Source organism: Cognatundibacterium rivi, assembly GCF_018139565.1.
GTDB classification, from domain to species: Bacteria; Pseudomonadota; Gammaproteobacteria; order Burkholderiales; family Burkholderiaceae_D; genus Undibacterium; species Undibacterium rivi.
Genome location: NZ_JAGSPK010000001.1, coordinates 879,728 through 894,360, shown reverse-complemented (window position 1 = coordinate 894,360; position 14,633 = coordinate 879,728). Strand labels below are relative to the sequence as shown.

General features: G+C 48.9%; 14 protein-coding genes. 9 read left to right on the top strand and 5 right to left on the bottom strand.

Features of this window, described 5'->3' with window-relative positions:
• Positions 1-140: 140 nt before the first annotated feature.
• Positions 141-581: a ProQ/FINO family protein gene (locus KDM87_RS04060; RefSeq protein ID WP_212677842.1), complete on the bottom strand. Its 441-nt coding sequence runs from the start codon at positions 579-581 to the stop codon at positions 141-143.
• Positions 582-754: 173 nt separating this feature from the next.
• A complete protein-coding gene (locus KDM87_RS04055) occupies positions 755-1,645 on the bottom strand; it encodes a LysR family transcriptional regulator (RefSeq protein WP_212677841.1) in 891 nt (296 codons plus the stop codon).
• A 91-nt stretch (positions 1,646-1,736) separates the two neighbouring features.
• On the opposite strand from KDM87_RS04055, the gene KDM87_RS04050 reads away from it, so the two are divergent.
• The 9 genes from KDM87_RS04050 (at position 1,737) to KDM87_RS04010 (ending at position 11,879) form a co-directional block, all read left to right on the top strand.
• Complete coding sequence (locus tag KDM87_RS04050; protein ID WP_212677840.1) at positions 1,737-2,702, top strand: sodium-dependent bicarbonate transport family permease; 966 nt, start codon at positions 1,737-1,739, stop codon at positions 2,700-2,702.
• A gap of 351 nt (positions 2,703-3,053) precedes the next feature.
• Complete coding sequence (locus KDM87_RS04045; RefSeq protein WP_212677839.1) at positions 3,054-3,764, top strand: response regulator; 711 nt, start codon at positions 3,054-3,056, stop codon at positions 3,762-3,764.
• A complete protein-coding gene (locus KDM87_RS04040; protein WP_212677838.1) occupies positions 3,764-5,299 on the top strand; it encodes a sensor histidine kinase N-terminal domain-containing protein in 1,536 nt (511 codons plus the stop codon). Before KDM87_RS04045 ends, KDM87_RS04040 begins: the two co-directional genes overlap by 1 nt.
• 1 nt (position 5,300) lies before the next feature.
• Positions 5,301-5,594 carry a DUF4212 domain-containing protein gene (locus tag KDM87_RS04035; protein ID WP_230407561.1) on the top strand — a complete coding sequence of 98 codons (294 nt, stop codon included), beginning with the start codon at positions 5,301-5,303 and terminating at the stop codon, positions 5,592-5,594.
• Between the two features lie 4 nt (positions 5,595-5,598).
• On the top strand, positions 5,599-7,638 hold the full coding sequence (locus tag KDM87_RS04030) for a sodium:solute symporter family protein (RefSeq protein ID WP_212677837.1): 2,040 nt from the start codon (positions 5,599-5,601) through the stop codon (positions 7,636-7,638).
• Between the two features lie 71 nt (positions 7,639-7,709).
• Positions 7,710-9,134, top strand: coding sequence for a circularly permuted type 2 ATP-grasp protein (locus KDM87_RS04025; protein WP_212677836.1), 1,425 nt, complete (start codon positions 7,710-7,712; stop codon positions 9,132-9,134).
• A 1-nt stretch (position 9,135) separates the two neighbouring features.
• Positions 9,136-10,086 (top strand): alpha-E domain-containing protein, encoded by a 951-nt coding sequence (locus KDM87_RS04020; RefSeq protein ID WP_212677835.1) that lies wholly within the window; start codon positions 9,136-9,138, stop codon positions 10,084-10,086.
• Positions 10,087-10,103: 17 nt separating this feature from the next.
• A complete protein-coding gene (locus KDM87_RS04015; protein WP_212677834.1) occupies positions 10,104-10,910 on the top strand; it encodes a transglutaminase family protein in 807 nt (268 codons plus the stop codon).
• 81 nt (positions 10,911-10,991) lie between these two features.
• Positions 10,992-11,879, top strand: coding sequence for a proteasome-type protease (locus KDM87_RS04010; RefSeq protein ID WP_212677833.1), 888 nt, complete (start codon positions 10,992-10,994; stop codon positions 11,877-11,879).
• Positions 11,880-11,911: 32 nt separating this feature from the next.
• Here KDM87_RS04010 and KDM87_RS04005 read toward each other — a convergent pair whose 3' ends face one another.
• From KDM87_RS04005 to KDM87_RS03995, 3 genes are all read right to left on the bottom strand, one after another.
• Positions 11,912-12,469, bottom strand: a complete 558-nt coding sequence (locus KDM87_RS04005) for a DNA-3-methyladenine glycosylase I (RefSeq protein ID WP_212677832.1) — start codon at positions 12,467-12,469, stop codon at positions 11,912-11,914.
• 93 nt (positions 12,470-12,562) lie between these two features.
• Positions 12,563-12,934 (bottom strand): hypothetical protein, encoded by a 372-nt coding sequence (locus KDM87_RS04000; protein ID WP_212677831.1) that lies wholly within the window; start codon positions 12,932-12,934, stop codon positions 12,563-12,565.
• Complete coding sequence (locus KDM87_RS03995) at positions 12,934-14,364, bottom strand: S41 family peptidase (RefSeq protein WP_230407560.1); 1,431 nt, start codon at positions 14,362-14,364, stop codon at positions 12,934-12,936. Before KDM87_RS03995 ends, KDM87_RS04000 begins: the two co-directional genes overlap by 1 nt.
• Positions 14,365-14,633: the final 269 nt, after the last annotated feature.

Sequence of the window (14,633 nt, the reverse complement as noted above, 5' to 3'; positions counted from 1 at the left end):
CCAGCTTGCAAACACATGTGCAGTATAAGCGGCATCAAAGTTTTGAAGTGACAACAACACTGCGATTACGCAGACATAAAAAAGGAGGCACAGCTGATGCTGTTGCCTCCCGATGTGACCAGTATGGAAATTCGAAATAATTACTTTGCGAATTTCTGCGCCAGCTGGTTAATTTTTTCTGCTCTCTTTTGCAGTTTCTCTGCTTCCTCTGCGGCTGCTTGCTGTTCGCGTTTAAGTTTTGCTTCAGCCTTCGCACGTTCAGCATTGTTCTTTGCGCGCTCTCTCAGCATTTCTTCTGCATGCGTTTTATGTGTTTCGTCTAATGGTTCAGCGGGATTACCATCGAGATCAAAACGTGTTGTCGCTTTAATGGTCTTTTGCAGATAACGGGTCGATTTCGTATGATAAGCAAGCACCATCCGTAAAATTTTGCGCGGGGTCTCCGGCAATCTGGCAAGGATTTGCTTGTCGATGCCGATCGCCAAAGGCTCATTATTGAGAAACACCGGAAATGTCTCTTTTAAGGTGCTCAACAGGGCTTGCGCATCAGAAACGGGAATGGACTTGCTTTTGGTATTCATGACTTTAGAGAACTTTATTACAAAGGAGCAAAGCATAACATAGTGGTTCAGCCTTACCCTCAATAGTCAACGCTGTCAGTATAGGAAAATAGCCGTTGAATGAAGAAATACTGAATGACGTGCGCAACTGACAACAAGCAAAACTGAAAAATAAGCTCATGCAAGCAGCTATTTCAATCTTGCGCATGTGCCTGCAAATATTCGAGGAACGAAGTTGCAACTGGCGATAATCTTTTTCCTTTCAGATAAACAATATACCAGCTGGAATGCACCGGAAAGCTGCTGACGTTCAGTACTGTCAGCGATTGATCAACTAAATGCTCACCCAACGCGTGCGTCGATAAAATCGCCAGTCCCATTTCTCCAGCGACCGCTTGCTTAATGGCCTCGTTACTACCTAACTCCAGTCGCACGAGCGGAGTAAAGCCTTGCGCAGAAAAATGCTGATCGCAAGCGAGGCGGGTGCCAGATCCCTTTTCACGCAAAATAAATCGCTCCTGGCTAAGGTTCTCCAGCGAAATCCGTTTACGTTGAGCCAGAGGATGCGACAAAGGCGCAATCACAACCAGCGGATTTGGTAAAAAAACCTGCTGTACAACGTCCATATCTTTCGGCGGGGCAGACATAATATAGATGTCATCGCGGTTATCGCGTAAGCGCTGCAAAACACCATCACGGTTTTGCACTTCCAATGCGATATCAATCTCTGGAAAATCACGACAAAAAGCCCCCAATAAACGGGGAATAAAGTATTTTGCCGTGCTGACTACCGCCACCCTCAAACGTCCACGCTGATAGCCTTTCAGGCTATCGATACGCTGTCCAAAAGAAGACCACTCATCCGCTAAGGTGCGTGCGGTTTTCGCGAGCTCTTCACCGGCCTGGGTGAGAAAGATTTTTTTGCCAATGACTTCATACAATGGCAAACCGATTTCCTCCGTCAGCTCACGTAGCTGCATAGATACAGTTGGCTGCGTCACATGAAAGCTGCGCGCAACGCCACTGATACTGAGCTGTTCAGCCAGTTCTGCAAACAAACGTAATTGACGGAAAGTGACGTTCATAGATTTTTACTGATGATTATAGTGATAAAAATTGATTTTACCTGATGATTTAGTCTAGGTAGTATGGCGCCAGAATTTTGAAGGGAAATATATGTCCAGTTTGCGCGATCCAGCTATTTTATTTTTTATCTTCGGTATCTTTGCCGGCCTCATTAAGTCTAATCTGAGTATTCCTACACATATCTCACGGTTTTTATCGCTGTATCTTTTAATGGCGCTCGGTCTCAAAGGTGGCTTTGCGCTGAATCATTCCGGATTAAATTTACAAATCATCAGCAGCCTGGGATGTGCAGTGTTTCTGGCATTGCTAACCCCGGCACTTGGATATTTTTTTCTGAAGCGGCTTGTTCCAAGCCTCGACGCTACCGCAATCGCTGCCACGTATGGTTCAGTCAGTGCAGTTACGTTTATAACTGCAGTTCAATACCTCGAAAGCAGACACATAGAATATGGCGGCCATATGGCAGCAGCGATGGCGTTAATGGAATCGCCTGCCATTATTTTTGCCGTCATTTTGTCGAATACGATCCGGCGTAAGGCAACATCAACGCAAACGGGAACACTGTCTTCGGTCAAAGGTGTTTTGCATGAATCGCTGACGGATGGCGCGCAACTGCTACTGTTAGGTGCGATGGTGGTTGGCATCATCTCTGGCGATGCAGGAAAGGCGGCCATGCAGCCTTTTTCCGGTGATTTATTTAAAGGAATGCTTGCTTTTTTCCTGCTCGATATGGGACTGATGACAGCTAAAAGCCTCGGTAACATCAAAGGTAACTCGCCCTTCATAATCAGCTATGCCGTTCTCGCCCCGATCTGCCACGCTGCTATTGCGTTAATGCTTGCTGTATTGCTGAAAATCCCGTACGGCGATGCAGGATTGTTGATGGTACTGGCTGCAAGCGCCTCATATATCGCGGTTCCGGCGGTACTGCGTTACGCTATTCCAGAGGCTTCGCCATCGCTTTATCTCGGGATGTCTCTCGGCATCACTTTTCCACTGAATATTTTGCTAGGGATTCCCGTTTATATGAACGCGGCAAAATTTGTTCTGGGCTAGTCTTGATTGCTGTCAGATCCGACTCAGGCAAACAAACTCACTTGAGTCTGATTTCGATACAGTCTGAACCTACCACATTCAGCGGTGCGCTTGAGAGGATAGATAGAAATCCAGATATATTAAAAATTTATTGTGCCTTTAAATCTACTCAGACCTGAATTGGGCTAAAGTTGAGCTAATATTAATGACTGGGATTGGCGACAGAGATAGCTGCAAAGCATGTTATCTGAAATCGCCTTTGTAACAGCGCTGAACCTTTCATTATCAAAAAAAAATCAGAAAAATTGGTCGGTGGCGCGGATACCTTTTATCAATTCCCCAGCAGAATCAACTAGGTTTGGAATATTCATTATGCGTATTTTATTAGCAGAAGACGACAGTGTGCTGGCAGATGGCCTGACCCGCTCACTGCGGCAATCAGGATATGCAACTGACTGCGTCAGCAACGGACAGGAAGCGGATTCTGCGTTATCGACTCAGGACTTTGACTTACTGATTCTGGATCTCGGCCTGCCCAAAATGAGTGGGCTGGAAGTGCTGCGCCGTTTGCGCGCCCGCAATTCACACCTCCCGGTACTGATCCTGACTGCGGCCGACTCAGTAGAGCAAAGAGTAAAAGGGCTGGATTTAGGTGCTGACGATTACATGGCGAAACCGTTCGCCTTGTCCGAACTCGAAGCCCGCGTCAGAGCTTTAACACGACGCGGTGCCGGTGGCGGCCCCACCGTTATTAAACACGGTCCGCTGAGTTACGATCAGGTTGGCAGAATTGCGTATATCCACGAACAGATGCTGGATTTATCCGCGCGCGAACTCGGCCTGCTGGAAGTGTTATTGCAAAGAACCGGACGTCTGGTCTCGAAAGAACAACTGGTCGATCATCTTTGCGAATGGGGCGAAGAAGTCAGCAACAATGCAATCGAAGTGTATGTGCATCGTCTGCGTAAAAAAATCGAAGTCGATGGCGTCAGAATTGCGACCGTCAGGGGATTAGGTTATTGCCTTGAAAAATTCTTCGTCGCGCCGTCAGCGAAACCAGCCAATCCAGATGCCGGACAATAATGAGTACAGACAGCAGCGTCGCTGATACTTCGAATTCTGCGCCCGCTGCGTCAGAAAATATATTGTTGCAACAGCCGGAAGAAAAGATCCAGCGCTCGTTGTTTGGCGAAATTCTCGACTGGATGCTGGCCCCACTCTTACTGCTGTGGCCTATGAGTATTGCCATTACCTATCTGGTGGCAAAGTCGATTGCAAACCAGCCTTTCGACCGTGCGCTGGAAGACAAGGTGCTCGTGCTCGCACAACAGGTCAAAGAATTTGATGGTCAGGCGATTACCCAATTATCCAAACCGGCACGCGATATTTTGCGGGCTGACGATCTCGATAATATTCATTTCCAGATAAAAAATGCCAAGGGGGATCTGATCGATGGTGATCAGGATATTCCTCCACCTGCTGATGAAGAGCGACCTGCTGCCGGAAATATTCAATTCAGAAATCTGAGTTTGCGCGGTATCGATTACCGCATCGCCTACAGTTATATCGATTTAACGCCACCGACCAAGAAAACAATCAATCCCGAGTCCTCGCAGATCATGATACAGGTGGCAGAGACGCTGGAAAAACGTGCAGTTCTGGCGAATGAAATTATTAAAGGTGTGGTGCTGCCACAATTCATTATTCTACCAATTGCGCTGGCACTGGTCTGGTTCGCGCTGAGCCGGGGCTTATCACCACTGGCTGAATTGCAGCAACGCATACGCGCCCGCCGTCCTGATGATCTCAGCCCTATCGACTCACGTCAGGTGCCTGAAGAAATCACGCCGCTGGTGAATTCCTTAAATGACATGCTGGCGCGTCTGGCACAAACGATAGACATTCAAAAACGCTTCATCGCAGATGCTGCGCACCAGATGAAAACACCGCTGGCAGGTATGCGTATGCAATCGGAACTGGCTTTACGGCAAACTGATCAGGAAGAAATCCGGCGCTCGCTATTGCAGTTATCAACCAGCTCGGAAGCCGCAACCCGCCTCATCAATCAATTGCTGACACTGGCTCGCGCTGAAAACCAGACGCCAGCCACGCGCCCCCTGGAACAAGTGAATCTGAATGAGCTGGCAATGAATGTAGTTCGAGACTGGATACAGGCTTCTTTCGCAAAAAAAATTGATCTGGGTTTTGAACAACCCGAATTTCCCGTCATCATTTTTGCAAATCCATTAATGCTGCGGGAAATGCTGAGCAATCTGATCGACAACGCAATCCGGTATACCCCGGCAGAACACAGCATCACAGTCAAAGTCAGCATGAATGAACAGCAGGCGCTGGCGATCATCGAGGTAGAAGACAACGGCCCCGGCATTCCGGTCACTGAACGTGAACATGTGTTTGAACGTTTTTACCGCATCCTCGGCAGCAATGTGCAAGGTAGTGGACTTGGCCTTGCCATCGTCAGGGAAATCGCACAGCAACATGGCGCACAGATAGAAATCCTCGATAATCCGCATCCGCAGGATCCACAATTCCCTGGTACCGTTTTCCGTATTTCGTTCCGATTAAATCCCTTTGATGAATTCATTGGCGAAGCGTGAAATGAAGACGCCATCAACACCAACACCGGAAAAAATGTCTGCGCCACGTCATTATTGGCGACGCACCAAAAGGCTCACCACGGTGCTGTTGTTATGCTGGGGATTGCTCAGTTTTTTCAGTCTGTTTTTTGCGCGGGAACTATCCGAATGGCATTTCTTTAGCTGGCCACTGTCGTTTTATCTGGCAGCGCAAGGACTGACGCTGAGTTACGTTCTGATTCTCGCAATTTATTCGGTCGGCATGCGCTGGATACAACGCCCCCAACAAGACGATAAAAACGATAAAGACGAATAAACACATGTCGCCACAAAAACGATTTACACAGAGATTAACGTCCTACTATCTTTGGTATACCTTACTCTTTTTTATCTTTCTGATCGTCCTGACGATACTGGAAAAAGAAGGTGTGCCACGAGTCTGGATAGGCTATCTGTTTATGTTCGCCACCATCGTTATTTACGCGGGCATAGGCTTGGTCAGCCGCACCTCGGACATTGCGGAATACTATGTCGCCGGAAGACGGGTGCCCGCGGTATTCAATGGTATGGCGACCGCGGCGGACTGGATGTCTGCCGCCAGTTTTCTAAGTCTTGCCGGAGGCCTGTATTTACAAGGCTTTGAGGGACTGGCCTACATCATAGGCTGGACGGGTGGGTTTTGCCTGGTTGCCATGCTGATCGCACCGTACATCAGAAAATTTGGTCAATACACGATTGCAGATTTTCTGGCGACGCGGTTTTCAGGCAAACCCAATACCAGTACCGTACGCATTCTGGCAGTACTGGCGACGGTGTTCATATCTTTCATCTATGTCGTGGCGCAGATTTACGGCGTTGGTCTGATCACGTCGCGCTTTACCGGTGTCGATTTTTCGGTCGGCATTTTTCTTGGATTAGCCAGCATACTGGTGTGTTCATTTCTGGGTGGTATGCGTGCCGTCACATGGACCCAGGTGTCGCAATACATCATCATCGTGATCGCATTCATGATACCGGTCGCATGGCTGTCAGCCAAACATACGGATAATCCATTTCCGCAAATATCCTACGGCGCATTTCTGCCTGAGCTGGCAAAAAAAGAAGCCCAATTCGATAACAGCCCCAAGGAAAAAGAAGTCAGGGACATTTATAAATTACGTGCTGACGAATACGATAAAAAAATTCAGCAACTGCCTGAATCATGGGAATCCGGGCGCGCCGAGCTGCAAAAAAATCTGGAAGAATTAAAAGCCGGGAATGGCTCATTAATCGCAATCAAAACCGCCAGCCGTGCACTGGCAAACTATCCAGCCTCTCCAGCTGACGCAAGAAATAGCTGGGCGGAAGCACGCAACTCCTATCTGTTGAAATCGAGGCCAGGCTTTGCACAATACACGCCTTATGCCGCCAAAGATAAGGCTGAATCCGATATCAAACGTAATAACTTCATGGCACTGGTGTTGTGCCTGATGATGGGCACCGCCGCCCTGCCTCACGTGCTGACACGCTATTACACGACGCCCTCAGTCACAGAAAGCAGAGACTCCGTATTTTGGTCTTTGTTTTTCATCATGCTGCTGTACATCACGATTCCATCGCTGGCGATACTCGTTAAGTACGATATCTATAACTCACTGGTCGGCAGCGAATTTTCAAAACTGCCTTCGTGGGTTACTTACTGGGCCAACATCGATAAGCTCAACCCGCTGGTCAGTATCACCGATATCAATAAAGACGGCATCGTACAACTTGCAGAAATCGTGCTTGATGGCGATATCATCGTTCTCGCCACGCCTGAAATTGCTGGATTACCTTACGTTGTTTCCGGTCTGGTCGCTGCTGGTGGGCTGGCGGCAGCGCTATCAACCGCAGATGGATTGCTGCTGACCATTTCAAACTCTTTGTCACACGACATCTATTACAAAATCATTGACCCCACGGCATCGACACAAAAGCGGGTAACGATTTCAAAATTACTGCTGCTGGTGGTAGCGCTGGTCGCAGCCTATGTGGCTTCGCTCAAACCCGCTGATATTTTGTCGCTTGTTGGTGCAGCATTTTCTGTCGGCGCGTCAACGCTGTTTCCTGCACTGATATTGGGCATATTCTGGAAGCGCGCGAATCGCCAGGGTGCTGTTGCTGGCATCATCACCGGCTTTTTTATCTGTGTGTTCTATATGGTATTCACCCACCCTTTATTTGGCGGCAGTGTTGCGAATCAATGGTGGCATATCGCACCAATATCGGCCGGCGTATTCGGTGTTCCTGCCGGATTCATTGCCATGGTAATCGCCAGCCTGATGACACCAGCGCCCGATCAACATACAACGGAGCTGATTGACTATATCCGCGCGCCCTGATTCACACGATTGAGTTTGCTTGGCACGCTTCTTGATATAGCTAAGTTGACTCAGTAATCGTGGAACGGGACATGGCAAAATTCTTTAATGAAATGACGGCCGACACCTCCGTCACAGCGGATTCGACGCGTGAGCATTATCGCGAATTCCATCACTGGTTAGCAAAACAATCGCCGGAACGTCTGCAACGCAAACGCGCCGAAGCCGATCTCAGTTTTCGTCGTGTCGGTATTACTTTCGCAGTCTATGGCGACGACGCGGGCACGGAACGCCTGATTCCTTTTGACATCATTCCCCGTATTATTCCGGCGAAGGAATGGGCGTTATTAGAAACCGGATTGGTGCAGCGTGTGAAGGCGCTGAATATGTTTATTCATGACGTCTATCATGAGCAGAACATCATTAAAGCCGGAATTATTCCGCCTGAACAGATCTACAAAAATGCGCAGTACCGGCCTGAGATGCAGGGCGTTTCTGTTGCCTCAGATATTTATGCGCATATCGCCGGTGTCGATATTGTGCGTGCCGGGCAAGGTGAATTTTACGTATTAGAAGATAATCTGCGCGTACCATCCGGCGTCTCTTATATGCTGGAAGACCGCAAGATGATGATGCGGCTATTTCCTGAATTGTTCGCCAAAAACAAGATTGCGCCGGTAGATCATTACCCTGATATGTTGCTGGATAATTTGCGCTCGGTAGCACCGATGGGAATCGATAATCCGACCATCGTTGTCATGACGCCGGGCATGTATAACTCTGCCTATTTCGAGCATGCATTTCTGGCGCAGCAAATGGGGGTTGAACTGGTCGAAGGTAAAGATCTGTTTGTCGACGATAACGCCGTGTATATGCGCACCACGCGTGGACCAAAACGGGTGGATGTGATTTATCGCCGGGTCGATGATGACTTTCTCGATCCGCTCGCATTTCGCCCGGATTCATCACTTGGCGTACCAGGTCTGTTATCGGTTTATCGCGCCGGACGCGTAACCCTCGCCAACGCGATCGGTACCGGCGTTGCGGATGATAAATCGATTTATCCTTATGTCACCGATATGATCAAATTTTATCTGTCTGAGCAACCGATACTGAATAATGTGCCGACGTATCAGTGTCGCAAACCGGATGACCTTGCCTATACCCTCGCCCATCTTCCAGAATTGGTCGTGAAAGAAGTTCATGGCGCAGGTGGCTATGGGATGCTGGTTGGCCCAGCTTCCAGCAAACAACAAATTGAAGATTTCCGCCTGCGTCTGCTTGCCAAGCCAGAAGGCTATATCGCGCAACCGACACTCGCCTTGTCATCCTGCCCGACCTTTGTTGACAGCGGCATTGCGCCACGCCATATCGATTTACGTCCATTTGTATTATCTGGCAAGACGATATCGATGGCGCCCGGCGGACTGACGCGGGTCGCGCTGGAGGAAGGTTCCTTAGTCGTGAATTCGTCACAAGGTGGCGGCACCAAAGATACCTGGGTATTGGAGAACTGACATGCTGAGCAGAACTGCTGATCATTTATTCTGGATGGCGCGCTACACAGAGCGCGCCGAAAACACCGCCCGTATGCTGGACGTGAATGTGCAGACATCCATGTTGCCACAATCTGCCGAACACGCAGAAAATGGCTGGCGTGCCATGCTGGGTATTTCGGAGTTGCAATCGTCGTTTGATTTCCACTACGGCATCCTGACCAAAAAAGATGTGCTGGATTTCATGGTGCGCGACCCGATGAATCCATCTTCGATTGCGTCCTGTTTAAAAGAGGCCAGAGAAAATGCCAGGGCGGTGCGCGGCACACTGACAACCGAAGTATGGGAAACCCAGAACGCGACCTGGTTATCGATGCAGGAAAAACTTGCCAGCGGCATCGTCGAACAAGACCCCAGCCAGTTTTTTGAATGGGTCAAATACCGTTCACATTTATCGCGCGGCGTGACACTGGGAACCATGCTGAAAGATGAAGCGGTTCACTTCATACGCCTAGGAACGTTTCTGGAGCGGGCAGATAACACAGCGCGTATTCTGGATGTGAAATTCCACGGTACGAAAACAAAAGGCCAATCGAAAGACAGTATACAAAAAGATTTTTATTACTGGGCAGCATTGCTGCATTCTGTTTCCGGATTCGAGATTTATCGCAAGGTGTATCGCGATGTGATCACGCCGGAACGCGTGGCTGAATTACTCATGTTGCGCGGTAATATGCCACGCTCTTTATTGGCGTGTATGGATGAAGTCGTTGCCAATCTTGCGGTGGTCAGTAATGATGTCTCGGCAGACACAGAGCGCTTCGCCGGAAAGTTGCATGCAGAATTAAAGTTCGCCACAATTGAAGATATTCTGAACGCCGGACTACACAACACACTGACAGAATTTCTGGAGCGTATTTTTGAATTAGGAAATCGCATCAGTCGTGATTTTTTAGTGCCTCTGGCTGCCTGACTGCACCAATATTCATTATGCAACTCCATATCTGGCATCAGACTAAATATCGCTACTCCGCACCGTCGTCATACACGATACAGCAATTGCATCTGACGCCACGCACGGAGTTGCATCAACATATTTCGCAGTGGAACATTGTCGCTGCCGGACATCGACATGCATACACCGATGCCTATGGCAATCAATCGCATACACTGACCATTACTGAACCGCATCTGGAGGTCAATATACTGGCGGCTGGCATTGTTAATGTCAGAAGTCCCGAGGCAGGACGTATTATCGACAGCGAACCGTGGTCACCGTTAATCTTCACAATCCCTACCCGCCTCACGGAAAGCAGTTCATCGATTCAGGCATTGGCAAAACGTTCGTTGCCACGAAAGCAGTCAGCCTCTACTCATGAACTTCTCTCTCTTGCAGATCAGATCAGGAACGCGGTTGCTTATCGAACCGGCAGCACGGTCGTCACCACTACTGCCAACGATGCCTTAGTCATGGGGCAAGGCGTGTGTCAGGATCATGCACATTTATTTCTCGCTTGCTGTCATGTGATGGGGATACCTGCCCGCTATGTCTCCGGATATATCGATCCTGAGTCCAGCGATCACGCTGAGAGCCACGCCTGGGTCGATGTCTGGGCGCAAGACCATGACTATCACGGCTGGATCAGCATCGATGTGACCCACGTCAGACTGATGACGGATGCTTATTGCCGCCTTGCGGTAGGACGGGATTACGATACGGCGGCACCGGTTCGTGGCATACGGCGTGGCGGTGGTATTGAAACATTAACAGTCAGCGTACAGGTAACGCCGCAATAGCGTGGTGCGAGACAGTTCAATGATGTCCTGAGGTAAAATCCTGACTGATACCTAATCAAAATACTCTACTCAAGATTTAATATGACTTACTGTGTAGGCATACGCCTCGATGCCGGGCTGGTTTTTCTCTCTGACTCACGCACAAACGCGGGCGTAGATCAGGTTGGTACATTCAGAAAAATGTCCGTCTTTGAGAAAGCCGGTGAACGCATGATGGTATTGATGACGGCGGGTAATTTGTCGATTTCGCAGTCCATCCGCGAGCTACTGTCTGAGTATCAGGATGCAAATGGCAATACGATCTGGAACGTCCAGAGTATGTACGACGCTGCCCGCATTCTTGGCGAAGCCGTGCGCGTCATACATCAGCGCGACGCCAAAGCCTTATCTGAATTTGGCATCGACTTTAATGTCAGCCTGATGTTTGGTGGACAGATCCAAGGCGAACGTTGCCGCCTGTTTCAGATTTATTCGGCCGGTAATTTTATTGAGGCGCACAACGAAAATACTTACTTTCAGATCGGCGAAGCCAAATACGGCAAGCCTATTCTTGACCGCGTCATCAATACGGCAACCAGTCTTGACGATGCCGCAAAATGCGCGTTGATCTCTATGGATTCCACGCTGCGTTCCAACATCTCTGTTGGCTTGCCATTGGATCTGCTGGTCTATGAAAATAATCATCTGGCAGTATCACGCTTCGTCACCATTGATGAAAAAAATCAGTATTTTCAAATGATCAGAAATAGCTGGGGGCAGCAATTAAAAGCCGTCTTCGAGGGAATAGAAGCACCGGTCTGGGATATCAATGCGTCTGCAAACAGCCTGAGCGGACATCATCCATCCACTTCAGTCGCCAGTGCTCACAAGCCTGTGATGGTTGCGCATCCGGATAAAACTTCCGGTACGTCCACAATCGGCAATCTGCAATCCTTCGCGGAACAATGCAGCAATCCACATCAACACTGATACGCTTTTTATTTTTCGCTAAAAGTTATTGATCAGACTGAGGACTGACGCCAGTCGCAGTCTGCAGCATGATCCTGCACCATGCCTATCGCCTGCATATACGCGTAGATAATCGTTGAACCGACAAATTTAAATCCGCGTTGACGCAAATCCTTGGAAATGCGATCAGACAAAGCTGTCGTGACTATCCGCTCGCCGTGATTCAGTATCGGTTTGCCATCCACATATGCCCACAGATACTTGTCCAGACTGCCGACCTCCTCACATAGTTGCAAATACGCTTTGGCATTACTGATGGTCGCCGCCACTTTTAAACGATTACGCACGATGCCGGGATTGGCCAATAGTTCAGCGACCTTTTCGGCATCGTACTGCGCGATTTTTTTTGCGTCCCAGTCATCAAAAGCGACGCGATAACTGGCGCGCTTATTCAAGACGGTTTCCCAGCTTAACCCAGCCTGAGCGCCTTCCAGATTCAGCATTTCAAACAAGCGGTTTTCATCATGACAAGGCCGTCCCCACTCGTTATCGTGATAATCGAGATACAAAGGATTGGCAGAATTTGCCCAGGCGCAGCGTTTGACGTTCATCTTTCGTTTTCCAATCTGCAAGTGATCGGTTGGCACATCGATCATCAACTTCCGGCCGGAGATGCGCGGAAGTTGATGTTCTCATTACCTGATTTATTTCGCCTGACAGCGGGCTGTATTCAAAAGGCGACGTTGTCCCGAGTTCAAATGAAGCAGCCAGCATTGCGTGCCATTCGTCTCAAGCCTGAAGCGATGCGGCATTTCCAAGTCGCGCCCTTGTATCAGCTCACCATGCTGGTTCGTCTGATGCTTGCGCTCTATGATCACTTCGCTGCTATGCATGAAATCAGAAGCAGATAAAGCGACTTCAGAAAAACCACTCATGCTGCTGATTGCGGCACCTAACTCCCGCATCACTACGGCATCGGATGTCTGCAACACTGCCGCTTTATCTGGGGAAGCGGCAGTGAACTGACATGCCGACAGCATCAGAATACTGGCGGCAAATGTAAGCGGATATTTCATCAGTGTGGCATCGTCGCGAGAATACGCATTTCCTGACTTGCCGGACGTATCAACTCATAAGCTGACTCAGCGCCAGGAACACTGGCACCAGCAGAATTAGCCGGACACAAACCTGTCTGACGATAAGATAAAGCCGTTTTCAACATCGTTTCATTTGCATCGCCGCGCAGATGAGTAACATCGTCAGACGCTTTGCAGGTCGGTGCAAAGCCGTCAGCATAATCACCGAACCCTTTTTGATTCACACCTTTAAACTGTATCGCGAAATAGGTGTAAGAGCAGTTATCCTGAGGCACGAAACCGTAAGGCTTACCACGTGTCAGATCACCGATCAGATCAACCGCAACATCGACTCCGCGCAAACCGTTAATAATGGATTCGCTGGCGGACGCAGTATTACGTGTGACCAGCAAGGTGACATGTTTTAAGCCCAGATAAGGGAGCTGCTCATTCGCCGTGGTGACCGCATAGAACGGATATACCGTATTTTTTGCGGTGAGCTTATCGTTGTACGTCAGCTTTTCAAATATCTGTCCGTTTGTCGTAGCAGGTCCGGCAATCATATATGCCAGTTGACTCGCAACATACAACAGGCCACCGCCGTTGTAACGCAGATCGATGACCAGATCCGTCACGTTCGCTGCTTTCAGTTGCTTGATGGCGGCAATCAGCTCAGCTTCGGATTTCGCGATATGCGTATCGAATATAAAATAGCCAACCGTACCGGATGCCGTTGGAATAGTTTTCACATTCTGCACAGTTGACGTGGAATAGGTCGCCGGTGTCAGGCTGATCTCGGCAGCGCCATTGAATCCTAATTTATGAGCAACCACTTTGGTTGGCGAGAGAAGTTCATTCAAAGCGGCAACGCCGTCAACTGTCGCCTCTGTGGCAACCACGCCATCAATCGAAGTGATGATATCGCCGCGCTTGATTCCTGCCAGTGCAGCCGGGGAGCCCGGTGCGACATCAGCGGCGAGAAAAATGCGTGATGGTGCAGTACCTTTTGCCATCCATTTGATACCGTAATCCTGAGCAATACCTGATGACGACGCGTTCCAGGATGCGGTCGTTTGCGACCAGTGGAACTGATCAACACTTGCGCCAGAATTAGTCTTGGCGTTTGTTTTCAGTACATCGAAGTAGAGTTGTGGCGTCGCATAATTTGCAGCCACGATATTAGAAGGTATATCGGCATACCAGAGATAAGTTTCGTCGACAAAAGAACGCAAATAGGATTTTTCGTTCTCGACGGTCCCCTGACGGTCGCTGGTATTCGCGCGGGGATTGGCGCAAAGATTTGCCAGCGTGGAAGATGGCGAAAAACCTGAATTACCCGGTGGCGTAGTGGTGCTATCGCCACTGTTACCGCCTCCGCCGCCACATCCAGCCAACATACTCAACAAGCTCAGTGAAATTATTTTTTTCATTTTAATTAATTAACATTTAAGTGGTCTTTAACAAAATCCAGTTTCAGATTCTGCACCGAACAACAGTAAATAAAGTGTAATTTAATTAATTGAAAATGAGCAAGTTGATTATTAAATTTATTAAGTCGCGGAAAATCTGGGACTCAAACTATTCCCCTGATTCACCTTTTGTTTGATTCAACACTGATGCAATTTGTCTCCGCGAGTTACAGCGCGCTACACGATGCCTATTTACAGCCAGCGGCCGTAAAGCCGCTGGGGCAGTTTGT

Bases quoted from the DNA above. Each gene is read 5' to 3' on its own strand.
- KDM87_RS04060 (WP_212677842.1), bottom strand. From the start codon at position 581: ATGAATACCAAAAGCAAGTCCATTCCCGTTTCTGATGCGCAAGCCCTG.
- KDM87_RS04055 (WP_212677841.1), bottom strand. From the start codon at position 1,645: ATGAACGTCACTTTCCGTCAATTACGTTTGTTTGCAGAACTGGCTGAA.
- KDM87_RS04050 (WP_212677840.1), top strand. From the start codon at position 1,737: ATGTCCAGTTTGCGCGATCCAGCTATTTTATTTTTTATCTTCGGTATC.
- KDM87_RS04045 (WP_212677839.1), top strand. From the start codon at position 3,054: ATGCGTATTTTATTAGCAGAAGACGACAGTGTGCTGGCAGATGGCCTG.
- KDM87_RS04040 (WP_212677838.1), top strand. From the start codon at position 3,764: ATGAGTACAGACAGCAGCGTCGCTGATACTTCGAATTCTGCGCCCGCT.
- KDM87_RS04035 (WP_230407561.1), top strand. From the start codon at position 5,301: ATGAAGACGCCATCAACACCAACACCGGAAAAAATGTCTGCGCCACGT.
- KDM87_RS04030 (WP_212677837.1), top strand. From the start codon at position 5,599: ATGTCGCCACAAAAACGATTTACACAGAGATTAACGTCCTACTATCTT.
- KDM87_RS04025 (WP_212677836.1), top strand. From the start codon at position 7,710: ATGGCAAAATTCTTTAATGAAATGACGGCCGACACCTCCGTCACAGCG.
- KDM87_RS04020 (WP_212677835.1), top strand. From the start codon at position 9,136: ATGCTGAGCAGAACTGCTGATCATTTATTCTGGATGGCGCGCTACACA.
- KDM87_RS04015 (WP_212677834.1), top strand. From the start codon at position 10,104: ATGCAACTCCATATCTGGCATCAGACTAAATATCGCTACTCCGCACCG.
- KDM87_RS04010 (WP_212677833.1), top strand. From the start codon at position 10,992: ATGACTTACTGTGTAGGCATACGCCTCGATGCCGGGCTGGTTTTTCTC.
- KDM87_RS04005 (WP_212677832.1), bottom strand. From the start codon at position 12,469: ATGAACGTCAAACGCTGCGCCTGGGCAAATTCTGCCAATCCTTTGTAT.
- KDM87_RS04000 (WP_212677831.1), bottom strand. From the start codon at position 12,934: ATGAAATATCCGCTTACATTTGCCGCCAGTATTCTGATGCTGTCGGCA.
- KDM87_RS03995 (WP_230407560.1), bottom strand. From the start codon at position 14,364: ATGAAAAAAATAATTTCACTGAGCTTGTTGAGTATGTTGGCTGGATGT.